General features: G+C 69.2%; 24 protein-coding genes, 1 pseudogene and 1 riboswitch. Of the genes and pseudogenes, 8 read left to right on the top strand and 17 right to left on the bottom strand.

All coding sequences use genetic code 11. The annotated features are described in order from the left end of the window. Positions 1-35 precede the first annotated feature (35 nt). Positions 36-1,739: a multicopper oxidase family protein gene (locus ACIBJH_RS13950; RefSeq protein ID WP_399117083.1), complete on the top strand. Its 1,704-nt coding sequence runs from the start codon at positions 36-38 to the stop codon at positions 1,737-1,739. Between the two features lie 118 nt (positions 1,740-1,857). Here ACIBJH_RS13950 and ACIBJH_RS13945 read toward each other — a convergent pair. Beyond that, a pseudogene (locus ACIBJH_RS13945) lies at positions 1,858-2,166 on the bottom strand (aminotransferase class V-fold PLP-dependent enzyme); the annotation flags it as partial. Between the two features lie 415 nt (positions 2,167-2,581). On the opposite strand from ACIBJH_RS13945, the gene ACIBJH_RS13940 reads away from it, so the two are divergent. Continuing rightward, the gene (locus ACIBJH_RS13940) at positions 2,582-4,162 is read left to right on the top strand and encodes a multicopper oxidase family protein (protein WP_399117082.1); all 1,581 of its coding nucleotides are present in this window, start codon (positions 2,582-2,584) and stop codon (positions 4,160-4,162) included. A gap of 14 nt (positions 4,163-4,176) precedes the next feature. Here the strand turns inward: ACIBJH_RS13940 and ACIBJH_RS13935 are convergent, their stop codons facing one another. The 3 genes from ACIBJH_RS13935 to ACIBJH_RS13925 are packed head-to-tail and all read right to left on the bottom strand — an operon-like array spanning position 4,177 to position 5,889. After that, positions 4,177-5,340 (bottom strand): cysteine desulfurase family protein, encoded by a 1,164-nt coding sequence (locus ACIBJH_RS13935; protein WP_399117081.1) that lies wholly within the window; start codon positions 5,338-5,340, stop codon positions 4,177-4,179. A 52-nt stretch (positions 5,341-5,392) separates the two neighbouring features. Next, positions 5,393-5,677 (bottom strand): DUF4190 domain-containing protein, encoded by a 285-nt coding sequence (locus ACIBJH_RS13930; protein ID WP_399117080.1) that lies wholly within the window; start codon positions 5,675-5,677, stop codon positions 5,393-5,395. Between the two features lie 44 nt (positions 5,678-5,721). Then, positions 5,722-5,889: a hypothetical protein gene (locus ACIBJH_RS13925; protein WP_019068631.1), complete on the bottom strand. Its 168-nt coding sequence runs from the start codon at positions 5,887-5,889 to the stop codon at positions 5,722-5,724. Between the two features lie 142 nt (positions 5,890-6,031). Between ACIBJH_RS13925 and ACIBJH_RS13920 the strand changes: the two genes are divergently transcribed. Then, positions 6,032-6,664 (top strand): TetR family transcriptional regulator, encoded by a 633-nt coding sequence (locus tag ACIBJH_RS13920; RefSeq protein ID WP_399117079.1) that lies wholly within the window; start codon positions 6,032-6,034, stop codon positions 6,662-6,664. Between the two features lie 80 nt (positions 6,665-6,744). Here ACIBJH_RS13920 and ACIBJH_RS13915 read toward each other — a convergent pair whose 3' ends face one another. Together ACIBJH_RS13915 and ACIBJH_RS13910 are read right to left on the bottom strand one after the other, a co-directional pair. Further along, positions 6,745-7,110 carry a hypothetical protein gene (locus ACIBJH_RS13915; protein ID WP_399117078.1) on the bottom strand — a complete coding sequence of 122 codons (366 nt, stop codon included), beginning with the start codon at positions 7,108-7,110 and terminating at the stop codon, positions 6,745-6,747. A gap of 140 nt (positions 7,111-7,250) precedes the next feature. After that, a complete protein-coding gene (locus tag ACIBJH_RS13910; protein ID WP_399117077.1) occupies positions 7,251-8,228 on the bottom strand; it encodes a helix-turn-helix transcriptional regulator in 978 nt (325 codons plus the stop codon). Positions 8,229-8,306: 78 nt separating this feature from the next. Between ACIBJH_RS13910 and ACIBJH_RS13905 the strand changes: the two genes are divergently transcribed. Then, a complete protein-coding gene (locus ACIBJH_RS13905) occupies positions 8,307-8,894 on the top strand; it encodes a TIGR03086 family metal-binding protein (RefSeq protein ID WP_399117076.1) in 588 nt (195 codons plus the stop codon). Between the two features lie 201 nt (positions 8,895-9,095). Here ACIBJH_RS13905 and ACIBJH_RS13900 read toward each other — a convergent pair whose 3' ends face one another. Next, positions 9,096-9,959: a thioesterase family protein gene (locus ACIBJH_RS13900; protein WP_399117075.1), complete on the bottom strand. Its 864-nt coding sequence runs from the start codon at positions 9,957-9,959 to the stop codon at positions 9,096-9,098. Between the two features lie 152 nt (positions 9,960-10,111). Between ACIBJH_RS13900 and ACIBJH_RS13895 the strand changes: the two genes are divergently transcribed. Then, entirely contained in the window at positions 10,112-11,350 is a 1,239-nt protein-coding gene (locus tag ACIBJH_RS13895) for an alpha/beta hydrolase (protein WP_399117074.1), read from the top strand. Here the strand turns inward: ACIBJH_RS13895 and ACIBJH_RS13890 are convergent. The 10 genes from ACIBJH_RS13890 to ACIBJH_RS13845 form a co-directional block, all read right to left on the bottom strand. Further along, positions 11,244-11,915 carry a trimeric intracellular cation channel family protein gene (locus ACIBJH_RS13890; RefSeq protein ID WP_200714728.1) on the bottom strand — a complete coding sequence of 224 codons (672 nt, stop codon included), beginning with the start codon at positions 11,913-11,915 and terminating at the stop codon, positions 11,244-11,246. The two genes, ACIBJH_RS13895 and ACIBJH_RS13890, sit on opposite strands and share 107 nt — an antisense overlap. Positions 11,916-11,938: 23 nt before the next feature. Beyond that, a complete protein-coding gene (locus ACIBJH_RS13885) occupies positions 11,939-13,330 on the bottom strand; it encodes a M1 family metallopeptidase (protein ID WP_399117073.1) in 1,392 nt (463 codons plus the stop codon). A gap of 97 nt (positions 13,331-13,427) precedes the next feature. Next, entirely contained in the window at positions 13,428-14,654 is a 1,227-nt protein-coding gene (locus tag ACIBJH_RS13880) for an ABC transporter ATP-binding protein (RefSeq protein WP_399117072.1), read from the bottom strand. Continuing rightward, positions 14,651-15,757 carry an ABC transporter ATP-binding protein gene (locus ACIBJH_RS13875; protein ID WP_399117071.1) on the bottom strand — a complete coding sequence of 369 codons (1,107 nt, stop codon included), beginning with the start codon at positions 15,755-15,757 and terminating at the stop codon, positions 14,651-14,653. The genes ACIBJH_RS13880 and ACIBJH_RS13875 overlap by 4 nt, the downstream gene beginning before the upstream one ends. After that, complete coding sequence (locus ACIBJH_RS13870) at positions 15,754-16,761, bottom strand: ABC transporter permease (protein ID WP_399117070.1); 1,008 nt, start codon at positions 16,759-16,761, stop codon at positions 15,754-15,756. The genes ACIBJH_RS13875 and ACIBJH_RS13870 overlap by 4 nt, the downstream gene beginning before the upstream one ends. Positions 16,762-16,836: 75 nt before the next feature. Then, entirely contained in the window at positions 16,837-18,588 is a 1,752-nt protein-coding gene (locus ACIBJH_RS13865; RefSeq protein ID WP_399117069.1) for an ABC transporter substrate-binding protein, read from the bottom strand. A 53-nt stretch (positions 18,589-18,641) separates the two neighbouring features. Continuing rightward, entirely contained in the window at positions 18,642-19,640 is a 999-nt protein-coding gene (locus tag ACIBJH_RS13860; RefSeq protein ID WP_399117068.1) for an ABC transporter permease, read from the bottom strand. Positions 19,641-19,983: 343 nt separating this feature from the next. Continuing rightward, positions 19,984-20,772 (bottom strand): enhanced serine sensitivity protein SseB C-terminal domain-containing protein, encoded by a 789-nt coding sequence (locus tag ACIBJH_RS13855; RefSeq protein WP_399117067.1) that lies wholly within the window; start codon positions 20,770-20,772, stop codon positions 19,984-19,986. Between the two features lie 151 nt (positions 20,773-20,923). Further along, positions 20,924-21,709: an enhanced serine sensitivity protein SseB gene (locus ACIBJH_RS13850; protein ID WP_399117066.1), complete on the bottom strand. Its 786-nt coding sequence runs from the start codon at positions 21,707-21,709 to the stop codon at positions 20,924-20,926. A 64-nt stretch (positions 21,710-21,773) separates the two neighbouring features. Next, positions 21,774-22,463, bottom strand: coding sequence for an AAA family ATPase (locus tag ACIBJH_RS13845; RefSeq protein ID WP_399117368.1), 690 nt, complete (start codon positions 22,461-22,463; stop codon positions 21,774-21,776). A 149-nt stretch (positions 22,464-22,612) separates the two neighbouring features. Then, a riboswitch (glycine riboswitch) is annotated at positions 22,613-22,705 on the top strand. A gap of 152 nt (positions 22,706-22,857) precedes the next feature. Between ACIBJH_RS13845 and gcvT the strand changes: the two genes are divergently transcribed. The 3 genes from gcvT to glyA all read left to right on the top strand — a co-directional run bounded on the left by gcvT (position 22,858) and on the right by glyA (position 25,745). Further along, positions 22,858-23,979: a glycine cleavage system aminomethyltransferase GcvT gene (gcvT, locus tag ACIBJH_RS13840; protein WP_399117065.1), complete on the top strand. Its 1,122-nt coding sequence runs from the start codon at positions 22,858-22,860 to the stop codon at positions 23,977-23,979. Between the two features lie 111 nt (positions 23,980-24,090). Further along, the gene (gene gcvH, locus ACIBJH_RS13835; protein ID WP_399117064.1) at positions 24,091-24,471 is read left to right on the top strand and encodes a glycine cleavage system protein GcvH; all 381 of its coding nucleotides are present in this window, start codon (positions 24,091-24,093) and stop codon (positions 24,469-24,471) included. A 14-nt stretch (positions 24,472-24,485) separates the two neighbouring features. Then, positions 24,486-25,745, top strand: a complete 1,260-nt coding sequence (glyA, locus tag ACIBJH_RS13830) for a serine hydroxymethyltransferase (protein ID WP_399117063.1) — start codon at positions 24,486-24,488, stop codon at positions 25,743-25,745. The last annotated feature ends 104 nt before the right edge of the window (positions 25,746-25,849 follow it).

Raw genomic sequence — 25,849 nt, 5'->3', positions numbered from 1 at the left:
GTCTTTACACAGTCCTTAGGTCAAATCTCTGCCGCATGACACACACCAGCGAGCCCGCGTCCGGAGAGAACGGCAGGGGCAACCACCGCAAGAGCACAGCCGAGAAGCGCGAGCACAGCAAGGCCGGCGCGGCCCGGGGCAAGGGTCTGCACCGGCGCAAGTTCCTCGGCGGAATGGCCGGGGCCGGCATCGCGGCGGTGGCCGCCGCAGGCGGTGCCTTCTCCCTGCTGAACGACGCGGCGAAGAACAAGGCGTCCGCCGCGGACACCACCCTCACCATCCCCGACCTCCTGGAGGGCACCACCTCGGACAGCACCACCACGTTCACCCTGGAGGCCAAGACCGGCACCGCCGAAGTGCTGAGCGGGGTCACCAGCGACACCATGGGCTACAACCAGTCGTTCCTCGGCCCCACCATGAAGTGGACCAACGGCGACACGGTCCTGCTGAACATCACCAACAGCCTGGGCGAGGACACCACTGTCCACTTCCACGGCGCCCACGTTCCGGCCAAGATGGACGGCGGCCCCCAGGTCGCCTTCGCCGACGGCGAGACCTGGTCCCCGACGTTCACCGTCGACGACTCCGCGAAGACCCTCTGGTACCACCCGCACGCACTGGGCACCACGGCCAAGCAGGCGGTGCACGGGCTGGCCGGGATGATCATCGTCGAGGACGACTCGACCGCCTCGTCGGACCTGCCCAGCGACTACGGCGTGGACGACGTCCCGCTCATCTTCCAGTGCCTCGCCACCGACAGCGCTGGGGACATCAAGTACGACCTGGCCGGCTACCTCGAAAGCGACCTCAGCTACCCGTTGCTGCTGAACGGCACGAACGTCGACTCCGCCTCGCTCAGCTTCACGGCCACCAAGACCCGCACCCGATTCCGGGTGCTGAACGCCTCCCCCTCGGACATCATCACCATCCAGCGCAGCGACAGCGGGACGCTCTCCCAGATCGCCACCGACCAGGGCTATCTGACCGAGGCGACCGACGTCACGTCCATCCGGCTGGTGGCCGGCGCCCGCGCCGAGTTCGTGATGGACCTGAGCGCGGACGCCACGCTCCAGGCCGTCGTCACCACCGGCTGGGTCCGCGGCGGCAGCGGCACCTACGACGTCCTCGCCATCACCGCCAGCGGCACCGACACCCCCGACGACCTCCCCAGCACCCTCAACACCATCGACCGGTACGACACGAGCGACTTCACGGCCCGCACCATCACACTCGGCCAGGACGGCACGACCATGCTGATCAACGGCTCGGCCGGCACCAGCATGGACTCCATGGCGATGATCAGCACCACGCTGGGCTCCCAGGAGATCTGGACGATCACCAACAGCACCCAGCTGGAACACTCGTTCCATCTGCACGACGTGCCATATCAGCTGATCTCCGTCAACGGCGAGGATCCCACCGGGGTCCAGCTCGGCTGGTACGACACCTATGAGGTGGTCGGCGGCGGCTCGATCGAGATCGCCATGGAGTTCACCGACTTCTCCGACGACACCTACATGTACATGCTCCACTGCCATCTCCTGCAGCACGAGGACGAAGGCATGATGGCCGGCCTCATGGTGACGGGCGACGATACGAGCACCACCACCGACACCGACGACTCCACGGCCACGGCCACGGCCAGTGCGAGCGCCTCCGCGAGCGCCAGTGCCTCAGCGACCGCGACGGACGACTCGACCGCCACGGCGACCGCGAGCGCCAGCGCGACGGACGACTAGTTCGACGAGGAGCGAGGCTTCCCCGCTGTCCGGGGTCGGCCTCCCCCGTGGACGCCGGACACGTTGTGCCGGGGAGAGTCGGCGGACTCTCCCCGGTTCTTCGCATGTGCGGGTCGTGTCAGGTCAGCCCGGCGACACGGGCCCGTTCCACCGCCGGAGCGATCGCCTTCGCGACGGCCTCCACGTCGGCCTCCGTGGAGGTGTGGCCCAGCGGGAAGCGCAGGGTGCCGCGGGCCGGCTCCGGGTCGGTGCCGGTGGCGAGCAGGACATGGCTGGGCTGGGCGACACCCGCCGTGCAGGCTGAGCCGGTGGAGCACTCGACGCCCTGGGCGTCCAGCAGCAACAGCAGGGAGTCGCCCTCGCAGCCGGGGAACATGAAGTGGGCGTTGGCGGGCAGCCGGTCCACCGGGTCCCCGCCGAGGATCGCGTGGTTGCGGGCGATGGCCTCACGCGCACCTCGGGGTGGACACGGCCGTAGGAGTCGACCGGGAGGCACTCGACGGTGACGCCCTCGTGCTCGACCAGCCAGTGGCAGAGGTGCCGGGGACCGACCACACGGACCCCGGGCGGTACTGGACTGGGACCGGTACATGGCGCTCGTAAGGCGGGCACACCGGACAGGGATATGACTCAGGTCACATTCGACTTTGGCTATGAGTCGTTTCAGTAACGGCGGTGTCCAATGCGTCCCCTGGTCAGGAGGTGACCTGCGGCACGTCAACTCGCCTTACCTGTAAGGGGAGTTGGAGAGAGACCGTGCAGTCTTACCTTTCACAGCTTGCCTTGCTCGCTGCTAACTGCTGCTCAGTTTTTACACAGCCCTTAGGTCAAATCTCCGCTGCATGACACACACCAGCGAGCCCGCGTCCGCGTCCGCGTCCGACGAAACGAGAGACGCCAAGGGCAACCACCGCAAATCCGCCGCTGAGAAGCGCGAGCACAGCAAGGCCGGCGTGGCCCGGAGCGGCAAGGGTCTGCACCGGCGCAAGTTCCTCGGCGGAATGGCCGGGGCCGGCATCGCGGCGGTGGCCGCCGCAGGCGGTGCCTTCTCCCTGCTGAACGACGCGGCGAAGAACAAGGCGTCCGCCGCCGACGCCACCCTCACCATCCCGGACCTGCTGGAGGGCACCACCTCCAGCGGCGTCACCACCTTCACGCTGGAGGCCAAGACCGGCACCCACGAGGTGATCTCGGGCGTAACCAGCAGCACGATGGGCTACAACCAGGACTTCCTGGGCCCCACCATGAAGTGGACGAACGGCAACGAGGTCCTCCTCAACATCACCAACGACATCGGTGAGGACACCACCGTCCACTTCCACGGCGCCCACGTCCCGGCCAAGATGGACGGCGGCCCCCAGGTCGCCTTCGCCGACGGCGAGACCTGGTCGCCCACGTTCACGGTCAAGGACCCGGCCACCACGCTCTGGTACCACCCGCACGCCCTGGGCACCACCGCCAAGCAGGCCGTGCACGGCCTGGCCGGGATGATCATCGTCGAGGACTCCTCGGACGCGTCGGCCGCGCTGCCCAGCGACTACGGCGTGGACGACATCCCGCTCATCTTCCAGTCCCTCGCCGTGGACACCGCCGGAGACATCAAGTATGACGCGGCCGGCTACCGGCTGAGCACGACGACCTTCCCCCTGCTGGTCAACGGGACCAACGTGGACTCCACCACGCTCGGTTTCACCGCCACCAAGACCCGGACCCGGTTCCGCGCGCTGAACGCCTCGCCGTCCGACATCATCACCATCCAGCGCAGCGACGGCGGCACCCTCACGCAGATCACCACCGACCAGGGCTATCTGGCCGAGGCCGCCGAGGTGACCACGATCCGCCTGGTGGCCGGCGCCCGCGCCGAGTTCACGATGGACCTCACCGCGGACGCCACCCTCCAGGCCGTGATCACCACCGGCTGGATCCGCGGCGGCAGCGGCACCTACGACTTCCTCGCGATCACGGCCAGCGGCTCCGACACCCCGGCCGACCTGCCCAGCACCCTCAACACCATCGACCGGTACGACACGAGCGACTTCACCGCCAGGACGATCACGCTGAGCCAGAGCGGCGCCACCATGCTGATCAACGGTTCGGCGGGCACGAGCATGGCCGCGATGGCGATGATCAGTACGACGGTCGGCGCCAAGGAGATCTGGACGATCCAGAACGCCACCCAGCTGGAACACTCGTTCCACCTGCACGACGTGCCGTATCAGCTGATCTCCATCAACGGCGAGGACCCGACTGGGGTCCAACTCGGCTGGTACGACACCTACGAAGTGGTCGGCGGCGGTTCGATCAAGATCGCCATGGAGTTCACCGACTTCTCCGACGACACCTACATGTACATGCTCCACTGTCACCTGCTGCAGCACGAGGACGAGGGCATGATGGCCTCCCTCATGGTGACGGAGGCCTAGCCGGAGCGGTTCTCTCAGGTCAGCCCGGCGGCGCGTGCTCGTTCCACCGCCGGGCCGATCGCCTTCGCCACGGCCTCCACGTCGGCCTCCGTGGAGGTGTGGCCGAGCGAGAAGCGCAGGGTGCCGCGGGCCAGGTCGGGATCGGTCCCGGTGGCGAGCAGGACATGGCTGGGCTGGGCGACGCCCGCGGTGCAGGCCGAGCCGGTGGAGCACTCGATGCCCTGGGCGTCCAGCAGGAGCAGCAGGGAGTCGCCCTCGCAGCCGGGGAACGTGAAGTGGGCGTTGGCGGGCAGCCGGTCCACCGGGTCCCCGCCGAGGATCGCGTCCGGGACCGCCGTACGGACGGCTGTGACGAGGTTGTCGCGGAGGGCGCCGATCTCGTGGGCGAACCACTCGCGCTGTTCGGCGGCGAGGCGGCCGGCGACGGCGAAGGAGGCGACCGCGGGGACGTCGAGGGTGCCGGAGCGGACATGGCGTTCCTGGCCGCCGCCGTGCAGGACGGGTACGGGGGTGTAATCGCGGCCCAGGAGCAGGGCGCCGATGCCGTACGGGCCGCCGATCTTGTGGCCGGAGACCGTCATCGCGGCGAGGCCGGAGGCGCCGAAGTCGACCGGGACCTGACCGAAGGCCTGTACCGCGTCGGCGTGCAGCGGTACGCCGAACTCCTGGGCCACGTCGGCGAGTTCACGGACCGGCAGGACCGTACCGATCTCGTTGTTGGCCCACATCACGGTGGCCAGGGCGACATCGTCGGGGTTGCGGGCGATGGCCTCGCGCAGCACCTCGGGGTGGACACGGCCGTAGGAGTCGACCGGGAGGAACTCGACGGTGGCGCCCTCGTGCTCGCCGAGCCAGTGGACGGCGTCCAGGACGGCGTGGTGCTCGACGGGGCTGGCCAGCACCCGGGTGCGGGCCGGGTCGGCGTCGCGGCGGGACCAGTACAGGCCCTTCACCGCGAGGTTGTCGGCCTCGGTGCCGCCGGAGGTGAACACCACCTCGCTGGGGCGGGCGCCGAGCGCTTCGGCAAGGGTCTCCCGGGACTCTTCGACCGTACGGCGGGCCTTGCGGCCGGAAGCGTGGAGGGAGGAGGCGTTGCCCGTGATGCTCAGGTGGGCCGTCATCGCCTCGACTGCCTCGGGAAGCATCGGGGTGGTCGCGGCGTGGTCGAGGTATGCCATGGTGCCGCCGATTCTACGGTCCCCGGCGGGTACCCCGGAGGGGCGGGCTCGGCTAGAAGTTCCAGGAGACCGTGCTGTCCAGCTGCATGAAGGCGACGAGGACCAGCAGATCGGCGATGCCGAGTCCGAGGCCGAGGAGGGCCCGGCCGCGACGGGCGGTGCCGCGCCACAGGGCCACGCCGGCCAGGGCGATGGCGATCGGGCCGAGGAAGACGTTGAGGACGAGCAGGCCGACGAGGCCGAGGATGAAGGACGCGACGGCCATGCCGTCGGCGTCACGGCGGCCGGTGGCCTTGAGGTCGGTGGTGGTGTTGGCTGCCGGTGCGGTGAGTTGCATGGTGGTTCGGCTCCCGAGGATCGGGTGGGCGGATGGACGGGCGGTCAGTTGGCGGACGTACGGCCGCGGCGGCCGTGCCGCTCGCGGAGCGCGAAGATGCCCAGCCATACGGCGATGACGGTGGCGGCGACTGCGGTGAAGGCGAACGACGCGTGGGCCACGGTGCCCATCACGACGCCGAACAGCAGGAGTGCTGCGACGAGGACCAGCATGGGATGACTCCCCCTCCGAGACGACTTGAGCAGACTCTCGTTACGTTTCGGTGAACGGTTGTAGTAACACTTGTTCACTGACTTTGAGTCTAGCGTCTCCGACGGCTTTTCAATTCCGGAGAACAGTTGTTAACTGGATGACATGAGTCACACCCTCGGCATCCGGCAGGTACAGAAGCAGAAGACCCGACAGGCGTTGCTGGACGCCGCGTTGGGGCTGCTGGAGGAGCAGAGCCTGAGCAGCCTGGGCCTGCGCGAGGTCACCCGCGCGGTCGGCGTAGCCCCGACCGCCTTCTACCGGCACTTCCGCTCCACGGCCGACCTCGGGGTGGCGCTCGTCGAGGAGGCGCTCGGCAGTCTGCACCCGATGATCCGGCAGACGGTGGCGACGGCGGAGGACAGCGACCAACGCATCGCGCGCGCCGTCCAGTTGATCGCCGACCACGTGGACACCCACCCGGCCCATGTCCGCTTCCTCGCGCGCGAGCGCCACGGCGGGGTCCAGCCGGTGCGGGAGGCCATCCGGGACCAACTCGCCCGGTTCGCCGAGGAGGTGAAGGCCGAACTCGCCAAGGACCCGGAGTCCAGCGGCTGGAACGACTCCGACCTGCTGATGCTGGCCCACCTCTACGTCGACCAGATGCTCATCACGGCCTCGCTCTTCATGGAGGCGCGGGAGACGTCCGACGACGAGCACGAGCGCGAGCGGGTGACCCGACTCGCCACCCGTCAGATGCGGTTGATCAGCGTCGGCCGCCGGCACTGGCTCGGCTGAGGCGGTACCGGCCGCGAACATACGACAGGGGCGGCGCTCCCCGGTGTACGGGTGCGCCGCCCCTGTCGTGCGGAGCGCGGTCAGCCCTGCTGCGGGGCCCCGCTCATCCGGCCGCCGCCCGGGCCTCCGCCGCACCCGCCGCCAGGGCCGCCGCCCTGGCCGCCTCCGCCGCCGGGACCACCGCTCGGCATGCCGGACGCGTTGCCGGTCGGCATGCCCGTCGGCCGGCCCGAGGCCGCGGCGCCCGTGGGCGCACCGGAGGGGGCGCCGGACGGGGCACCACTGGGCCGTGCCGTGGCGTTGCCGGTCGGTGCGGAACAGGACTGCGTGGAGCCGGAGTTGGCGCTGCCGGAGGACGACGAGGAGTCGCTCGACCCGCAGGCCGCGAGGGCCAGGGGCGAGAGCGCCAGCAGGGCCACTGCGGGGAGGAGACGCGCACGCTTCATGAGAAACAGCTCCAAAAACGATGAGGATGCCTTGTGGCGGGAACTCAATCAACGCCCCTTAGGGCTTCCTTGTCGGTGCCCTGTCCCCACCCTGTGCGCCAGGTAAAGGGCAGCCCAAGTGAACGCCCTGACCTGCGAGTTCACGAGGACGGCCCGCTTACTCGCTGGTACAGCTCCGTGACAGAAGCGGCCGCCGCGATGACTTCCGCACGTGCCTCCGGCGGCGATACGACCTCCAACGCGTCGGCGAACTGGAGCAGTTGACGCGCCTCGCGGACGACGCCGTAGGTCAGCCGGACCGTCACCCACTCGTTCTCCCCCTCGTCGTCGGGGAGTTCGGCCAGCGAGGAGGCGTTGAGGCGCAGGAACATGTCGAGGCGGGAACGGCGGACCCGCACGGTGACGTCGAGTCCGCCGGGGCGTTCCTCGACCTGGCGGCGCAACTCCTCCCAGGCGTCGGCGAGTTCGACACCCGGGCGGCGCTTGACCGGGTCGGGCAGGAGGGCGGCCGAGTGGACACGGTCGGCGCGGAAGAGGCGGGGGCGCGCACGGCGGTCGGCGACGAGATACCAGACACCGGCCTTGGAGACGAGACCGTACGGGTCGACGGTGTAAGTGCTCGGTTCCTTCGCGCCGCTGTGCCGGTAGCGCAGCCGCAGCCGCCGGTCGGCGAAGACCGCGTCCTGCAACACGTCCAGATCCACGGCGGGTTGGGGCCCGCCCTTCCAGCGGGTGGCGTCGACGAGGATCCGCCGGGAGGTCACCTCGGCGGCCGGGCGGTACGGCGCCGGCAGCGCGGCCATCACCTTGCGCAGCGCGGAACCGAGCGCGACGTCGAGGCCGAGCGCCGCGTGGGCGCCCTGGGCGGCGAGGATGAACAGGGCGCGCGACTCGTCGGCGGTCAGTCCCGTGACGTCGGTACGGAACCCGGCGAGCAGTTCGATCCCGCCGTGCCGCCCGCGCTCGGCATAGACCGGCACCCCGGAGGCGGACAGCGCCTCGACGTCCCGGTAGATGGTCCGCACCGACACCTCAAGCCGGTCGGCGAGTTCGTGCGCGGGAACGCGGCCCCGGGTCTGCAGGAGCAGCAGGATCGAGAGCAGTCGGTCGGCCTTCACTCCCCCAGGATCCGCCTCCCGAAAACCCCACGCAAATGTTGACGGAAACTGTCAGGTTATGGGCTCACCATCAGCGCCATGAACACAAACACCACGGACCCCCGCCCCCTCTACACCCGAGCCACCGAGCAGGCCGCCGCGCTGATCAGGACGGTACGACCGGAGCAGCTGGCCGGTCCCACCCCGTGCACGGAGTTCGACGTACGGACCCTGCTGAGCCATCTCGTCGGCGGCACCCTGCGCATCGCGACGATCGGCGAGGGCGGCGACGGCATGGCCGTACACCCCTTCGTCGACGGCGTCACCGACGAAGGCTGGCCGACCGCGTACGACGAGGCCCGCGTCCGGGTCCACGAGGCCTGGGCGGACGCCACCCGACTGGACGCGCCGGTCCGGGTCCCGTGGGGCGAGGCACCGGGCCGCGCCGCCCTCTCCGGCTACCTCATGGAGAACGTCACCCACACCTGGGACCTCTCCGAGGCCCTGGGCCACCCCCTCGAACTCGACCCGGAACTGGCCGAGTTCGCTCTCACCATCGCCCGCCGGGTCCTGCCGGACGAACAGCGCGACGCGGACACCCCCTTCGACACGGCCCAGCCCACACCCGAAAAGGCGGACGCCTACGGCCGGTTGGCGGCCTGGCTGGGCCGCAAGCCGCTCGGCTGAGTCGAGCGCGGGCGCCGGGCTCGGGCAAGACAGACCGGCCGCGCCCGACGCGGGCCGGGCGGACCGCCGTGGCGCACCGCCGACCGCCCGGCGACAGCCGCTTGCCGAATGCGGCCCCGGAAATCACCAGGTTCACTCCCGCCACCCCGAAGCAGCCGCAACCCAACCGGAGTTGACGGCCCCTCCCGGAACGGCGCTCCCTCAGCCCAGTCTCGCCCGCGCCAACTGCCGTGACTGTGCCACCAGTCGGTCCGCGCTGTCCCAGATCTCCGCGTCCTCCTCCAGGAAGCCGCCTGCCAGGTTGCGGGTGGTGATCGAGACCCGCAGCGGTCCTGGTGCGGGGCGGGAGCGGACGTGGACCGTGAGTTCGACCGTGGGGACCCAGCCCTTGAGGCCGATCTCGAAGGCCGTCGGGGGGAGCGCGTCCACCGCGAGGAGGAGCGAGAGGGGGTCCGCGTCGCGGCCGTCGGCGAGGCCGAACCAGGAGCGCATCTCGCCCCTGCCGGAGGGGGCGCCGAGGGCCCAGCCGAGGGTGGAGGGGTCGAGCTTGAGCATCAGGCGGTCGGCGATGGCCGAGCTGCCGGAGACCGGGGCGGGCCCGTCTTCCGGGCCGAAGCACTGGTCCATGGGCGGGAAGGCGGGGGGCTTCGCCGCTGTACGGACGTCGTCCGGGAGTGCGTCCAGGTCGCCGTAGGAGGCGAGGACGCGGATGCGTTCCACCTCGCGGCCCTCGTCGTCGTACTGGAGGAGGGAGGCCTGGCCCGTCGAGAGGGTACGGCCGGTGCGGATCACGTCCGTGCGGATGACCGCCGGGCCCGGCTGGGACGCCGTGAGGTAGTGCGCGGAGATCGTGAACGGGTCGGGGTGCGGGAGCGCGTCCGCCAGGGCTCGGCCCAGGACGGACAGGAGGTAGCCGCCGTTGACCGCGTTGATGATCGTCCAGCCGGCCGAGAGGTCGATGTCGTAGACGCCCGGGGCGCGACGGGTGACCGCCGTGTCGCGGTCGAACTCGCTGTCACCGATCGTGGCCCGCGTGGCCGTCGGTGCGGATGCTGCTTCTCGCATGGATGAACCGTACAACAGTCGATTACTAAGCGGTAGCTTTGTTGTTGCGGGCATATGAAAACACCGGCCACTCGGGTGAGCGCCCGGCAATTTCTTGGTAAGTGTCCGAAGACGTCCGTGACCCACGGCCCGTGATCCCCCTCTTTGGGGACATGAGCCTCACCGGGACTCCGTTCCTCTACACCGCCGTCGTGCTGACGATCGTCGCCCTCATACTGCCGCTCGTGCTGTGGTCGCGGATCCGCGGCCCCAAGGCCGTACGCGTGGCGGCCCGGGCCCTGATGCTGCTGTTCGCGCAGGCCACGGCCGTCACCCTGGTCTTCGTGATGGTCAACAACCAGAACAATCTGTACGACAACTGGGCCGACCTCCTCGGCACCGGCAACCACGTCCAGCAGGCCGCCGACCTCGGCAAGAACGGCACCGGCGACATCTCGCTGAACCGGCTGCCCAAGGTCAAGCAGGACTTCTCCCCCGCCTCCGGTCCCGGCATGAGTTCCGCCGGCCAGGTGGAGGTCACCCAGCTCAAGGGCCGGGTGTCGGGCGTGAACGCCGAGGTCTACGTCTGGACCCCGCCGCAGTACAAGGAAGCGGCCTACCGCCACAAGAAGTTCCCCGTCGTGGAACTGCTGCCGGGCTGGCCCGGCTCGGCGAAGGCCTGGTTCGGGTCGATGCACGTGACCCAGCAGCTGGAGCCGCTGATGAGGAGCGGACGGATCGCGCCCTTCATCCTGGTCGCGCCGCGCTACAACCTGCTGGCCGGGGTGGACACCGGGTGCGCCAACATCCCCGGCACGGTCAACGCCGACACCTGGCTCAGCGTCGACGTGCCGAAGATGGTCACGGACAACTTCCGCGCCCAGCCCGCGCCCAAGGGCTGGGGGGTCGCCGGCTACTCGGCCGGCGGGCACTGCGCGGTCAAGCTCGCCGTCGCCCACCCCGACCGCTACCAGGCCGCGGTGAGCATGTCCGGCTACAACGACCCGATCGGCGAACGCAATTCGCTGGCCGCGCAGAGCGTGACCCTGCGCGAGGCGAACAACCCCTACCTGCTGCTCAAGAAGGCGGCCACGCCGCCGCCGATCGCGATGTACCTGTCCGGCGAGTCCGGCGACGGCTACGAGGCGGGCGTGGCCCTCGAACAGATCGCGAAGGCGCCGACGAGCGTGCACGTCGTGTTCCTGCCGCGCAGCGACGGCGGGCACACCATGGCGCTGTGGCGGCCCCAGGTGAAGACGGTGTTCCGCTGGCTGACCCTGGAGCTGGGCCAGAACCACCCCAGGATCACGAAGTCGTCGTCGGATCCTCTCGGGCGTTCGACCTCCGGTTCCACGCACGCGGAGCTCGCCAGTGGAACCGCATCGCGAGCAGGCGCAACACGAAAGCGGTGACGATCGCGAGCCCACTGGTGAGGGGGGTCAGCGCGTCGTAGTGGATGCAGAGCACGGAGATGGTGGCGCCGACGATCGCCGGGACCGCGTACAGGTCGCGGTCCCAGCGGAGCAGGGACGGGGTCTCGTTGGCGAGGACGTCCCGCAGCACACCGCCGCCGACGGCGGTGGCCAGACCCAGGGCGGCCGAGGAGGTGAGGCTGAGCCCGTAGTCGTACGCCTTCACCGTGCCCGAGACGCAGAACAGGCCGAGGCCGGCCGCGTCGAAGACGTTGACGCCGGCCTGGATGCGCTCCACGTGCGGATGGAGGAAGAAGACGAGGAGCGCGGCGAAGAGCGGGGTGATGAAGTAGCCCAGGTCCGTGAAGGCGGCCGGGGGCACCGCCCCGATGATCACGTCCCGGAAGATCCCTCCGCCCAGCGCGGTGACCTCGGCGAGCACGGCGATGCCGAACACGTCGAAGTTCTTGCGGACGGCCAGCAGCGCGCCGGAGATGGCGAACACGAAGATGCCGACGAGGTCGAGCGTGTGCTGGACGGAGGGGCTGAACAGTTGCTGAAGCACCCCACATTGTTACCCGTGGGTCTTCAGAGGGTGGGCTTGCCTGTCGTGTAGAGCCAGGTCTGGAACAGGTCGTCGAGCTGCTGGCCGCTGATCTTCTCGGCGAGCGCGATGAACTGCTCGGTGCTCGCGTTGCCGTAGCGGTGCAGCTTCGTCCAGGTGGGCAGGAGCTTGAAGAACGCGGTGTCGCCGATGCGTTCGCGCAGCATCTGGAGGGTCATCGCGCCGCGCTGGTAGACGGCGGAGGCGAACATCGTGTCGCGCTGCGGGTCCGCCACGACGGTCTGCCAGAAGGCGTTGTCGGCGGGGCGGGCGTTGTAGCCGGCCAGGAAGGAGTCGTGGGCGGTGCGGGTGCCCTGGTGTTCGGCCCACAGCCACTGGGCGTAGGTCGCGAAGCCCTCGTTGAGCCAGATGTCCTTCCAGTGCGCGACCGACACGGAGTCGCCGAACCACTGGTGGGCCAGCTCGTGCACGATCGTCGTCTCGCTGCGCACGGCGGAGTAGGCGGGCTTGCTCTGCACCTCCAGCGAGAACCCGGCCTCCGGCATGTCGTCGACGATCGCGCCGGTCTCCTCGAAGGGGTACGGCCCGAAGACCTGCGACCAGTAGTCGGTGGCGGCGGCCGTCACGGCGTACACGTCGACGCTGTTGCTGTTGGCGAGGACCGGGTCGATCGCGACGTAGATCGGGGTGCCGCCGGGGGTCGTCCCCGTCTTGACGTCGAACTTCCCGATGGTGGCGGTCGCGAGATAGGTCGCCATCGGCTTGCTCTCGCGCCAGTGGGTGTACGTCGAGTCGCCCTTGTCGTACGTCGAGACGAGGCGGCCGTTGGAGACTCCGGTGAGGCCCTTGGGGGCCTTGATACGGATGTCGTAGGTGGCCTTGTCGGACGGGTGGTCGCTGGACGGGAACCAGGTGGAGGCGGCGTTGGGTTCGCAGGCGACGAAGACTCCGTCGGTGGTCTTCATCCAGCCGTAGTCGGAGCCGAACACGATGGGTCCGTTGAGGGGTTCGGGCACCCCGCCGTAGGTGACGGCGACCGTGAAGTCCTTGCCCTTGCGGAGGAAGTCCCTTGGTGTGATGCGCAGTTCGTCGCCGGTGCGGGTGAACTGGGCCCGTCTGCCGTTCACTTCGACCTTGGTGACCTCCAGCTTCTGCAGGTCCAGATCGAAGGAGGAGAGGTTCTGGGTGGCGCGGGCGGTGAGGGTCGTACGGCCGTCGAGGCGGTCGGTGTCCGGGTTGTAGGCCACGTCGAGGGCGTAGTGGCGGGCGTCGAAGCCGCCGTTGCCCAGCTGGGGGAAGTAACTGTCACCGATGCCGTCGGCGCCGGGGGTGGGGGCGGAGGAGGCGGCTATGACAAGAAAAGAGGCCGCCGCGGTCGCGAGGGCCCCTAAACGTGCCGAACGGGAGAGTGCCATGAGTCGTCCCTTCGGGTGCGTTTCCGATCAGTCGGACACGCTCGACTCTGCACTCTCCCGTTTCGACATGGACATGACTTTACCAACTTGTCATGCGCTACTTGGGAGTTGACTCCTGATCGCCGGATTCCGCTTCGGGGGCGGACACCTCGGCAGCGGGCACCTCGACAGCAGGCACCTCGGGGGTCTCCGCCGCCTTCTCCAGCACCGCGGCGCCCACCAGCTCCACCGCTTCCTTCGCGGCGGTCAGCAGGACCGTGTCCTGCGGGGCCTGGTCCGCGAAGTTCTCCGGGTGGTGGCAGGCGACCCGCTGGCCGGGCCGCAACTCGATCAGCTGGGGTTCCGTCGTCCGGCAGATCTCCGTCGCCTTCCAGCAGCGCGTGTGGAAACGGCAGCCGCTGGGCGGGGAGATCGGCGAGGGGACATCGCCCTTGAGCAGGATGCGCTCGCTCTTGGCACCCCGGCGCTTGGGGTCCGGGACCGGCACCGCCGACATCAGAGCCTTGGTGTACGGGTGCATCGGCGACTCGTACAGCTTGGTGCTGTCGGCGAGTTCGACGATCTTGCCGAGGTACATCACCGCGACCCGGTCCGAGACATGGCGGACCACGGAGAGGTCGTGCGCGATGATCACGTACGTCAGGCCGAGTTCCGTCTGGAGGTCGTCCATCAGGTTCACGACCTGCGCCTGGATCGACACGTCCAGGGCCGACACCGGCTCGTCCGCGACGACCAGCTTCGGCTTCAGGGCGAGCGCGCGGGCGATGCCGATGCGCTGGCGCTGACCGCCGGAGAACTCGTGCGGGTAGCGGTTGAAGTGCTCGGGGCTCAGGCCCACCAGCTCCAGCAGGCGCTGGACCTCCCGCTTCACCCCGCCCTCGGGCTCCACGCCCTGGAGCCGGAACGGCGCCGAGACGATCGAGCCGATGGTGTGGCGCGGGTTCAGGGAGCCGTACGGGTCCTGGAAGATCATCTGGATGTCGCGGCGCAGCGGGCGCATCCCGGCCGCGTTCAGGCTGGTAATGTCCTGGCCCTCGAAGTGGATCGAGCCGCCCGTCGGGTCCTGGAGCCGGGTGATGACCCGGCCCATGGTCGACTTGCCGCAGCCCGACTCCCCGACGACGCCCAGGGTCTCACCCTTGCGCACCTCGAAGTCGATGCCGTCGACGGCCTTCACCGCGGCGACCTGTCGCTGCAGGATCCCCTTCTTGATGGGGAAGTGCTTCTTCAGGCCCTCGACCTTGAGCAGTACCTCGCGGTCCTCCGGGGAGGACGCCTGCTCCGGGACGACCGCGGTGGCGGCCGGTTTGTTCGTATCGCTCACAGCTTCGGCGCAATCTCTTCGGTCCAGATCCGCGTACGGTCCGCGGCCGGGAGGTGGCAGGCGGACCAGTGCCCGCCGTCGACCAGCGCCAGCTCGGGCCGTACGGTTCGCGTGACGTCGCCCTTGGGGATGTCCGCGTACGGGCAGCGCGGGTGGAAGGCGCAGCCCGAGGGGACGTTGATGAGGCTCGGCGGCTGGCCCTTGACCGGGACGAGCCGGTCCGAGGTCTCCCGGTCGATCCGCGGCATCGAGCCCAACAGACCCCAGGTGTACGGGTGTTGGGGCTTCTCGAAGATCTCGTCGACCGGACCGCGCTCCACGCACCGGCCGCCGTACATCACCAGGACCTCGTCGGCGATCTCGGCGACGACACCGAGGTCGTGCGTGATGAGGACGACCGCGGAGCCGAACTCCTTCTGCAGATCCCGGATGAGGTCGAGGATCTGCGCCTGGACGGTCACGTCGAGGGCGGTCGTCGGCTCGTCCGCGATGAGCAGTTCGGGGTTGTTGACCAGGGCCATCGCGATCATGGCGCGCTGGCGCATACCGCCGGAGAACTCGTGCGGGTAACCGTCGACGCGCTTCGCCGGCTCGGGGATGCCGACCCGGTCGAGCATCTCGATGGCCCGCGTGCGGGCGACCTTCTTGCTGACGTTGTGGTGCACCCGGTACGCCTCGACGATCTGGTCGCCGATCTTGTAGTAGGGGTGCATCGCGGACAGCGGGTCCTGGAAGATCATGGACATCTGCTGGCCGCGGAGCTTGCGCACATCGTCCGGCGAGGCGCCCACCAGTTCCTGGCCGTCGAGCCAGATCTCACCGGACATCTGCACGTTCTTGCCGCGCGCGCCGAGCCGGTGCAGGCCCATGATCGCCAGCGAGGTGACGGACTTGCCGGAGCCCGACTCGCCCACGATGGAGAGGGTCCTGCCCTTCTCCAGCGAGAAGCTCAGCCCGTCGACGGACTTGACCAGACCGTCGTCGGTCGGGAAGTGCACCTTGAGGTCACGGACCTCCAGGAACGCGCTCGGGGCGTTCGACGGCGAGTTGACGGGCTCGCCGACCGCGGCGCCAGTCGCAGACAGGGGATTAAGGTCGGTCACGAGAGCCTCACCCGCGGGTCGGCGGCGGCGTACAACAGGTCCACCAGAAGATTTGCGATCACTACGAAGAACGCTGCGAGCAGGGTCACGCCGAGGATCGGGGGCAGGTCGTTGCTCTCGATCGACTGCACCGCGTACTGCCCGATGCCGTGCAGGGAGAACACCGACTCGGTGATCAGCGCGCCGCCGAGCAGCAGACCGAGGTCCATGCCGAAGACGGTGATGATCGGCGTCAGGGCGGCCCGCAGACCGTGCTTGACGACGACGTTGCGCTCCCGCAGGCCCTTGGCGCGGGCCGTGCGGATGAAGTCCTCGTTCATCGTCTCCAGCATGCCCGAGCGGGTGAGCCGCGCGTAGATGGCGGAGTAGAGAAGTGCGAGCGAACACCACGCCGGGAAGAGCGTGTTGGCCCACTGCGCGGGGTTCTCGGTGAACGGGACATAGGTGCGGCCGAAGATCGGCCACTGGTACGTGAAGAGCAGGATCGCCAGGTTGCCCGTGAAGAACATGGGCAGCGAGACACCCGCGAGCGCCACGCCCATGAAGGCGCGGTCGAAGAACGACCGCGGCCTGAGCGCGGAGATCACACCGACCGTGACACCGGACAGGAGCCACAGGACGGCGGCTCCGGCGGCCAGCGAGATGGTGACCGGAAGGCGGGAGGTGAGCTGCGGCCAGACCTCGACGTGGTCCTTGAAGGAGTAGCCGAAGCAGGGCGCGTCGCAGTGCACCGTGGTGGGGCCGAGGTTGTAGGTGGCGCCCGCCACGATCCCCTTGATGAAGTGCCAGTACTGCAGGTAAAGGGGCTGGTCCAGACCCAGGTTGTGCTTGACCGCGGCGATGTCCGCCGCCGACGGGCTCTTCCCGATGTACTGCTGGGCCAGTTGGTCCGCGGTCTGGCCGGCGAGCCGTGGCAGCAGGAAGAAGATGCCGAAGGTGACCGCGGAGACGACCAGCAGCAGGATCACCGCTGCGATCGTCCGACGGAGGATGTACGAGATCACGGGGATCGGCGCTGGTGCCCGCAGGCCGCAAAGCCCGCGGGCACCAATGCCTTCACCTGCCTTCCGGGGCTACGACTACTTCGTGGTGCCGATGTTGAGGTAGTCGTACTGGCCGCTGAAGGCCGCCGTCGACACCAGGTTGCTGTAGTTCGCCGGGCGGGCGAGCAGGACCTTGAAGTAGGTCAGCGGGACGAGGGCCGCGTCGCTCATGGTCTGCTTGTCGACCTGCGCGTACATGCTGTTGCGGGTGGTGACGTCCTCGGTGCCGATGGCCTTGGAGAGGAGGTCGTTGACCGTCTTGTTGTCGTACTGCGACAGGTTGGTGTTACCCGAGGCGCCGATCGCCGCACCGTTCAGGATCTGCTGCTCGAAGCCGTAGCCGGAGGGCCAGTCGGCACCCCACTGCATCATGATCAGGCCGATGTTCTGCTGCTCGGTGAACTTCGGGACACCCGCGTAGTCGGTGAAGTACTTGCCCGACGGGTACTGCTTCAGGCTGGCGTTGATGCCGACGGCCTTCAGCGAGTTGATGATCGCGGTGGCCGCGGAGATCTCCTGCGGACGGTCGCTGCGGGCCGAGAGGTTGGTCGAGATCGACGTCTTGCCGCAGGCCTTCAGCGCTGCCTTGGCCTTGGCGACGTCACCCTTGTTGCCCGTGGTGGCGTACTGGTCGTCCTTGACGTAACCGGTGATGTCCGGCGGCAGGACGGTGGTGGCGATGTCACCGCGGATCGGGCCGCCCTCGGCGGTCTGCACCGAGACCTTGTCGATGGCGTACTCGACGGCCTTGCGGCACTGGATGTTGGTGAACGGCGCGACCTTGGTGTTGATCGCCATGTAGACGAGACGGCCACCGTAGGTGTTGTCCGTGCCCGCCTTCTTGTCGGCGGAGGTCAGCACCTGCGCCTGGGTCGCGGCCTGGACACCGGTACCGCCCATGTCGATCGCGTTGCCCGCGAGGACGTCCTTGTCGATCGTGTCGGCGTTGACCTTCAGGTTCACGACGATCTTGTCCGGGTACTGCTTGCGCAGCGGGTCCGTCGCCGGGTCCCAGTTCTTGTTGCGCACGAGGACGGCCTGCTTGCCGTCCTGGTAGCTCTGGAACTGGTACGAGCCGGAGGACACGATGTTCTTGACGTAGTCGACGCCGGTGTCCTTCGCCTGCGGAACCGGAGCCGTCTGCGGCGCCGCGACCAGGTAGTCGAACTCCTGGAAGGCCGTGTTCAGGTGGAAGACGATCGTGGTGTCGTCCGGCGTCGCGATGGACTTCAGACCCTCGGCGCTCTTGTCCTTGTAGGGGCCCTTGTAGTCCTTGCCGCCGACCAGGAACTGCTGGAAGTAGTTCGGGCCGAGGGAGAGCACGTCACGCGCGAAGTTCGAACGCTCCACGGCGTACTTGACGTCCTTGGACGTGATCGCCGTGCCGTCCTGGTACTTCAGGCCCGAACGCAGCTTGTACGTCCAGGTCTTGCCGCCGTCGCTGGAGACACCCTTGCTCGCGGCGAGGTCCGGGACCAGGGTGTTCCCCTTGGAACCGGGGCCGGGCTCGAACGTCATCAGCGGACGGGCGTACAGCCGGCTGAAGTTGTACATGTAGGCGTAGTACGTGTTGCCCGGGTCGAACGAGTCCGGAACGTCGGACAGTTCGTAGGTGACCGTCCCGCCCTTGTGGGTGGAGGCGTTGACGACGTCCTTGGTCGCTGCGTTGGCCCCAGCCGCCTTCGTCCCACCGTTGTCACTCTTGTTGTCATCGGCCTTGCTGCAACCTGCCACAAGCAGTGTCGCAGAGCCGATGGCCGCAACTGCGGCCAGCGCTGACCTTCGCATGATGGTCTGCTTCCTCCATTGTCGGAAACTTGATGAACTCTCGGGTGCGGGCCCTAGCGGCTGCGGGGGTCGAGAGCGTCGCGGAGACCGTCGCCGAGCAGGTTGAACGCCAGGACGGTCACAAAGATGGCGAGGCCGGGAACGATCATGTACGCGGGGTCGACCTCGTAGTAGGTGACCGCGTCCCGCAACATGCCGCCCCAGGATGCCTGCGGGGGCTGGATACCGACCCCGAGGAAGCTCAGGGACGCCTCGAAGAGGATGTTCGTCGGGATGAGCAGCGTCGAGTAGACGATGATCGGGCCGACGAGGTTGGGCAGCAGCTCCCGGAAGAGGATGTACGGCGCCTTGGCGCCCATGCCCCGGGAGGCGTCCACGAACTCCCGCTCGCGCAGGGCGAGGGTCTGACCGCGGACGATACGGCCCAGGTAGGGCCAGTTGAAGAAGCCGATGACGAAGATCAGCACGCTCAGGTGCAGCGGCAGGCCGTTGAGGCCGAAGGCACCGCCCTGGAGCGTCGCCGAGATGGCGATGGCGAAGAGCAGCAGGGGGAAGGCGAGGAACGTGTCCATCAGCCGGCTGATGATCGAGTCGACCCGGCCGCCGTAGTACCCCGCGACCACGCCGAGGATGGTGCCGATCACGTTCGACAGGATCGTGGCACCGAAGGCCACCACCAGCGACACCCAGGATCCCTCAAGGATGCGAGTGGCGACGTCCCGGCCGAACTGCGGGTCCACACCGAGCGGGTGGTCCCAGCTCATGCCGCCCCAACCGCCCTTGGGCAGCGAGGTGTTGGCGTCGATCAGGTTCTGGTGGAAGGCATCGGGGTCCAGGCCGAACATGGCCTGGATGGGACGGGAGAGTGCCGCGACCAGGATCAGCAGGACGACGATGACGCCGCCGGCGACGGCGACCCTGTCCTTCTTGAACCGGGTCCAGGCGATCTGTCCAAGGGAACGGCCCTCGATCTGCCCCTTCTCGGCGCCGACGAGCACAGCCTCCGGCTGCGCCCCGGCTTCCGCTCCCGTGGTCTCGATCGGTGCGGTCACTGTGACCCGACCCCTCTCGCCGGTGGTTACCGGCTTACGCCTGCCGCGGATTAGCGGCTTTGTCGACTTGCAGTGGACACGGGGTCCTCGACCCTGTGTCTGAGTCGCGAGTCTTCAGCGTGGCTGCGATCACCCGCCAGGTCTGACGGCGAAAGTATGCGCAACCGTGATGCTTAACTAGGGATTCCGTTATCCGAACAGTGGGTAACGCCCCCCGGACGCCGGACACTTGGGACACAGCGGAGAATCGTCGTCTTTCGGGGCACCACACCGCCGTCTACGCGCGGAGAAATGTGCCGTAGACGTAAATCCTGCGGAGAAGCTGGGAAGAGGACTCGCGGGTTCAGTATCCACCACGGGCGGGTGGGTACCCGTACCCGCCCGCCTGGGCGGGCGCCACGTGGGCCTCACGGTCGTAGAACGGGCGGGTGTTCGCCCGCAGCCACAGCGCCACCGGGTCGTAGTCGTCGGACATCGCCACGGTCGACACCGGCAGCCCGTCCGGGACCGCGCCGATGGACTGCTGCATCATCGCGCGCACCGAGTCCACGGCGGGCGGACTGGTGTCGTACACATCCAGACCGATCGCGAGATACGGCGCCCCGAGCGCGGGCTGCACCCAGGCGCGGCGGAGGGTGCGGACCGCCGGGGTACGGTGGGCGTTCTGCGTGAGCAGGCCGTAGAACTGCGGGACCTCGATCGCCGGTTCCGTCAGGCGCAGGGGTCCCGCGGGCTGGCGCTCCAGGCCGGTGGCGATACGGCGCAGGTCCAGCCAGGGGATGCCGAGGCCGCCGCCGGGGGCGTGCGGGTTGAGCCAGAGGCCGAAGTGGTCCGGATAGAGGGTGCGGGCCACGTCCAGGCCGTCGACCACCTCGTAGGAGCGGTTCCAGCCGCTGGCCGACAGCTCCTGGGCGGAGGTGACGCAGGGGGCGTAGCCGTACCCCTCGACGTGCATGTTTCCGTACTGGGCGTCCGGGGAGCCGGACTGGCCGTGCCACAGGAGCATCCAGATCTGGCCGGAGTGGGGGGTCGCGAGGGCGCGCAGGAGCGCCTCGTAGGCGTCGTAGCGCCCGGGCGTCACCTGGCGCAGCATGTGCTCGACCTGGCCGGTCGCGGTGCCGCTGGCGCTCACGTGTACCGCCCCTTCTGGTGGTTGGCCTGCGTTGGGGTCCAGCTTAAGCGCCCAATGGGTCGGGGCTCAGTGTCCGTTGGCGAGTGCGGGTGCGTCGTGGCTTGGCGCGCAGTTCCCCGCGCCCCTGAGGGTGTTGCCCTTGGGGTGTTTGCTAGTGACCCTGTGTATAGAAGGGGCGCACTGTCTGCCTCATCCAGTCCGCCACCGGGTCCTGGGTCACGTCCAGGAGGACCAGGTTTACCGGCCACTTGACCTCGGTCCTGGTGAGGGCTCGGGACAGGGCGCCCATCGGGACCGCCCTCAAGTCGCCCTCCCAGCTGGTCAGTTCCACGCCCACGAACATCACCGGGTCGGCGGTCTCGATCGCGGCCAGGCAGCGGCGGGCCGTGCCGACCACGCCGGTGCCGGCGAACTCCGCGGAGGCCGCGGCCAGGAAGTCGACCGGGTCGTCCTGCCAGTCGGGCTCGAAGAGCCGGACCCGGCCGCCGCTGGTGGGGCCGTCCAGGGCGGTGCGGCCGATGCGGCACAGCTCGGCCACGGCGGGGGGCGGGAGAGGGATGCCCACCACGCCGTCCGGGTTCACCGCGATGCCCACCTGCGGAGGCAGTCCGCGGGCGAACTCCACCGCGGGCGCGATCGTGAACGACAGATGCGAGCCGACGACCTGGCGGAACTGCTCCTCGGAGCTGAAGACCGGGACGAAGGCCTGCCCTTCGATGTCCAGCGTGGGCAGGTCGAGGGGTCCGCTGTGCGGGCCGCCGCCGCTGGGCAGCGGGACCCAGACGAAGCTGCGGGCCAGCACCTCGATGATCCGGCCGCCGGCCGAGGGCAGGCCGAGGGAGACCGAGAGCACCTCCTCCAGCTCGTTGCCGGGCCATCCGCCGTGCGGATGGGGGTGGGGGTACGCCTGACCGGGGAAGTCCGCCGGGAAGTCCATCTACCTACCGCCTGCTGGTGAAACCGCCTGCTGTAAACGTGCTGTGGCAGAAAAGGCTAGCGGCTCAGTCCCCGAAGTCGATCCGGCGCAGCACGTCCGCCGCGTCCCGGTCCAGCAGGACCGCCGAGCCCACGCCGTGCGGCAGGTCGCCGCGCTCCACGGCGCGCAACAGACGGGCGGCGGCCCGGCGGTGGCGCAGGAACGCGTACCGCGAGACGCCCCGGCCGCGCTCGCGCTGGCCGTCGAGCGCGGTGTCCGGGCTGACGTCGAGGAACACCAGGTGCAGGATGCCGCCGCGGCGGCGGGCGGCGCGGGCCAGCCAGCCGCGCACCCAGGTCTGGGTGCCGCAGTCGTGCACGACGGCCCCGGAGGTGGAGCGCAGGGCGCGGTGCAGTCCCGTGTAGTGGGCGAGGCGGACCAGGGGGCGGTAGACCGCGTACGGGAGCAGCCCCGATATACGGGACATCCGGGTATCCCAGCGGTCCCGTGCGTCCTGGCTGTCGACGCGGGCGCCGTCGCCGGTCACCGCGCGCCGCATCAGCGTGGACTTGCCGCTGCCGGGCAGGCCGGTGACCACGACGAGGTCGCGGGGTCCGAAGCGGAGTCCGTGCGGGCTGCGGCCGGCCCGCTCACGGAGGTCGCGGACAACCGGTGCCGGGCGGGCCGGGCATGCCTCTCTGGCCGGGGCCGAGGGCTGCTCGGGCAGTGCTACGGCCGAGGTCGTGGCGTACACCGTGGTCCTTGTCACCGTGATCGTCCTCCCTGCGGGGTCAGGAAAGGTTCTCCCCGACGAACGTAAAGAGAAGGTAATGCACGGTGTCTCGCGGTTCCGTTCGCTTCCGGCCACAGGCCTGTTACAAAGCCTGTGCGATGATGTGCGCGCCTAACTGCATACCGGCCGCTTGAATCCGCGCGGGAGAGTCCCCAGTCACCTGGGGCGCCGAAGGAGCAAGTCCCTCCCTTGAATCTCTCAGGCCCAGTTACCGCGCGGGCGAGGCACATCTGAAAAGCGGACCGCCCGTCCCGGTGGTCCCACCCAAGGTGCAACCCATGACCGTGCGTGTCCCGCGCGGTCATGGCGAACCTCTCAGGTTCCGATGACAGATGGGGAGGAACGACCTCGCCGTCATGCCTTGGGAGACCGACCGATGAGCAGTACCGCCGCCCCCCGTCGTACCGCGCTCGACGCGCTGCACCGCTCGCTCGGTGCGACGATGACCGACTTCGCCGGCTGGGACATGCCGCTGCGCTACGGCTCCGAGCGCGACGAGCACCTCGCCGTCCGCACGAAGGCCGGCCTCTTCGACCTCTCCCACATGGGCGAAATCACGGTCACCGGACCGGAGGCGGCCCAGCTCCTCAACTACGCGCTCGTCGGCAACATCGCCTCCGTGGGCGTCGGCCGCGCCCGCTACACCATGATCTGCCGGGCCGACGGCGGCATCCTGGACGACCTGATCGTCTACCGGCTGGCCGAGACCGCATACATGGTCGTCGCCAACGCGTCGAACGCCCAGATTGTCCTGGACTCGTTGGTCGAGCGCGCCGCCGGCTTCGACGCCGTCGTCCGCGACGACCGTGACGCGTACGCGCTGCTCGCCGTCCAGGGCCCCGAGTCCCCCGGCATCCTCAAGTCACTGACGGACGCCGACCTCGACGGCCTCAAGTACTACGCCGGCCTGCCCGGCACGGTCGCGGGCGTCCCCGCGCTGATCGCGCGCACCGGCTACACCGGCGAGGACGGCTTCGAGCTGTTCGTCGCCCCCGGTGACGCGGAGAAACTGTGGGAGGCGCTGACCGAGGCCGGGGCGCCGGCCGGGCTGATCCCCTGCGGCCTGTCCTGCCGGGACACGCTCCGCCTGGAGGCGGGCATGCCGCTGTACGGCCACGAGCTGTCGACCTCCCTCACCCCCTTCGACGCCGGACTCGGCCGGGTCGTGAAGTTCGAGAAGGACGGCGACTTCGTCGGACGTACGGCCCTGGAGGCCGCCGCCGAACGCGCCGCGGCGCAGCCGCCCCGCGTCCTGGTCGGCCTCGTCGCCGAGGGCCGCCGGGTCCCGCGCGCCGGGTACTCCGTGGTCGCCGACGGCCGGGTGATCGGCGAGATCACCTCCGGCGCGCCCTCCCCCACGCTGGGCAAGCCGATCGCGATGGCCTACGTCGACGCCGCGCACTCCGCGCCGGGCACGACCGGTGTCGGCGTGGACATCCGGGGCAGCCACGAGCCGTACGAGGTCGTGGCGCTGCCGTTCTACAAGCGCCAGAAGTGACAGTCGTCGTAGCGTCGGGTCCGTGACCGGGGCGGATCGTCCCTGCTCGGCCACGCCCTCCGCGTCTCCCCCCTTCACCAGCACTCCCCCGCGTACAGGAGAATTCACGCCATGAGCAACCACCCCCAGAATCTGCGGTACAGCAAGGAACACGAGTGGCTGACGGACGCCGTCGACGGTGTCTCGACGGTCGGCATCACCGAGTTCGCGGCCAACGCGCTCGGCGATGTCGTCTACGCCCAGCTCCCCGAGGTCGGTACGACGGTGACGGCGGGCGAGTCCTGCGGCGAGCTGGAGTCGACCAAGTCGGTGTCGGACCTGTACGCACCGGTCACCGGTGAGGTCGTGGAGATCAACTCGGCCGTCGTGGACGAGCCCGCGCTGGTCAACTCCGAGCCCTTCGAAGGCGGTTGGCTCTTCAAGGTGCGGATCGCGGAAGAGCCCGGCGAGCTGCTCTCCGCCGACGAGTACACCGCTTTCACCGCCGGCTGAGGAGTCGTAGATCCATGTCCGTCCTGAACACGCCCCTGCACGAACTCGACCCGGACATCGCCGCCGCGGTCGACGCCGAGCTGCGCCGTCAGCAGTCCACGCTGGAGATGATCGCCTCGGAGAACTTCGCTCCGGTCGCGGTCATGGAGGCACAGGGCTCCGTCCTGACCAACAAGTACGCCGAGGGGTACCCGGGCCGTCGTTACTACGGCGGCTGCGAGTACGTCGACGTCGCCGAGCAGATCGCGATCGACCGGGTCAAGGAGCTGTTCGGCGCCGAGTACGCCAATGTGCAGCCGCACTCGGGCGCCTCCGCCAACCAGGCCGCCCTGTTCGCGCTGGCCCAGCCCGGCGACACCATCCTCGGCCTCGACCTGGCGCACGGCGGCCACCTCACCCACGGGATGCGGCTGAACTTCTCCGGCAAGCAGTTCAAGGTGGTCGCCTACCACGTGGACGCGCAGACCGGTCTGGTCGACATGGCCGAGCTGGAGAAGCTCGCCAAGGAGCACCGCCCGAAGGTCATCATCGCGGGCTGGTCGGCGTACCCGCGGCAGCTGGACTTCGCCGAGTTCCGCCGGATCGCGGACGAGGTCGAGGCGTATCTGTGGGTCGACATGGCGCACTTCGCCGGGCTGGTGGCGGCCGGCCTCCACCCGAACCCCGTCCCCTACGCGGACGTCGTCACGTCCACCACCCACAAGACGCTGGGCGGCCCGCGCGGCGGGATCATCCTCGCCAAGCAGTCCTTCGCGAAGAAGCTCAACTCCTCCGTCTTCCCCGGCTTCCAGGGCGGTCCGCTGGAGCACGTGATCGCTGCCAAGGCGGTCTCCTTCAAGGTCGCGGCGGGCGAGGACTTCAAGGAGCGCCAGCGGCGTACGGTGGAGGGCGCGCGGCTGCTCGCCGAGCGCCTGGTCCGGGACGACGTGAAGGCCGTAGGGGTCGACGTTCTGTCGGGCGGAACGGACGTGCACCTGGTCCTGGTCGATCTGCGCAACTCCGAGTTGGATGGCCAGCAGGCCGAGGACCGGCTCCACGAGGTCGGCATCACGGTCAACCGCAACGCCGTCCCGAACGACCCGCGGCCCCCGATGGTCACCTCCGGCCTGCGCATCGGCACGCCGGCGCTGGCGACCCGCGGCTTCACGGCCGAGGACTTCGCCGAGGTCGCGGACGTCATCGCGGAGACACTGAAGCCGTCGTACGACACGGAGGGTCTGAAGGCCCGCGTGACCGCGCTGGCGGAGAAGTACCCGCTGTATCCCGGGCTGTAGTCGGCCCCCGGGGGGGGGGGGGGGGGGGGGGGGGGGGGGGGGGGGGGGGGGGGGGGGCGCCGGCCCCCCCCCCCCCCCCCCCCCGCGCGCCCGGCGGGGCAGGG

The organism is Streptomyces sp. NPDC050548, assembly GCF_044457385.1.
Classification (GTDB): domain Bacteria; phylum Actinomycetota; class Actinomycetes; order Streptomycetales; family Streptomycetaceae; genus Streptomyces.
This window is presented reverse-complemented; position numbering and strand designations above follow the sequence as displayed.

Bases quoted from the DNA above. Each gene is read 5' to 3' on its own strand.
- ACIBJH_RS13950 (WP_399117083.1), top strand. From the start codon at position 36: ATGACACACACCAGCGAGCCCGCGTCCGGAGAGAACGGCAGGGGCAAC.
- ACIBJH_RS13940 (WP_399117082.1), top strand. From the start codon at position 2,582: ATGACACACACCAGCGAGCCCGCGTCCGCGTCCGCGTCCGACGAAACG.
- ACIBJH_RS13935 (WP_399117081.1), bottom strand. From the start codon at position 5,340: ATGGCATACCTCGACCACGCCGCGACCACCCCGATGCTTCCCGAGGCA.
- ACIBJH_RS13930 (WP_399117080.1), bottom strand. From the start codon at position 5,677: ATGCAACTCACCGCACCGGCAGCCAACACCACCACCGACCTCAAGGCC.
- ACIBJH_RS13925 (WP_019068631.1), bottom strand. From the start codon at position 5,889: ATGCTGGTCCTCGTCGCAGCACTCCTGCTGTTCGGCGTCGTGATGGGC.
- ACIBJH_RS13920 (WP_399117079.1), top strand. From the start codon at position 6,032: ATGAGTCACACCCTCGGCATCCGGCAGGTACAGAAGCAGAAGACCCGA.
- ACIBJH_RS13915 (WP_399117078.1), bottom strand. From the start codon at position 7,110: ATGAAGCGTGCGCGTCTCCTCCCCGCAGTGGCCCTGCTGGCGCTCTCG.
- ACIBJH_RS13905 (WP_399117076.1), top strand. From the start codon at position 8,307: ATGAACACAAACACCACGGACCCCCGCCCCCTCTACACCCGAGCCACC.
- ACIBJH_RS13900 (WP_399117075.1), bottom strand. From the start codon at position 9,959: ATGCGAGAAGCAGCATCCGCACCGACGGCCACGCGGGCCACGATCGGT.
- ACIBJH_RS13895 (WP_399117074.1), top strand. From the start codon at position 10,112: ATGAGCCTCACCGGGACTCCGTTCCTCTACACCGCCGTCGTGCTGACG.
- ACIBJH_RS13885 (WP_399117073.1), bottom strand. From the start codon at position 13,330: ATGGCACTCTCCCGTTCGGCACGTTTAGGGGCCCTCGCGACCGCGGCG.
- ACIBJH_RS13865 (WP_399117069.1), bottom strand. From the start codon at position 18,588: ATGCGAAGGTCAGCGCTGGCCGCAGTTGCGGCCATCGGCTCTGCGACA.
- ACIBJH_RS13850 (WP_399117066.1), bottom strand. From the start codon at position 21,709: ATGGACTTCCCGGCGGACTTCCCCGGTCAGGCGTACCCCCACCCCCAT.
- gcvT (WP_399117065.1), top strand. From the start codon at position 22,858: ATGAGCAGTACCGCCGCCCCCCGTCGTACCGCGCTCGACGCGCTGCAC.
- gcvH (WP_399117064.1), top strand. From the start codon at position 24,091: ATGAGCAACCACCCCCAGAATCTGCGGTACAGCAAGGAACACGAGTGG.
- glyA (WP_399117063.1), top strand. From the start codon at position 24,486: ATGTCCGTCCTGAACACGCCCCTGCACGAACTCGACCCGGACATCGCC.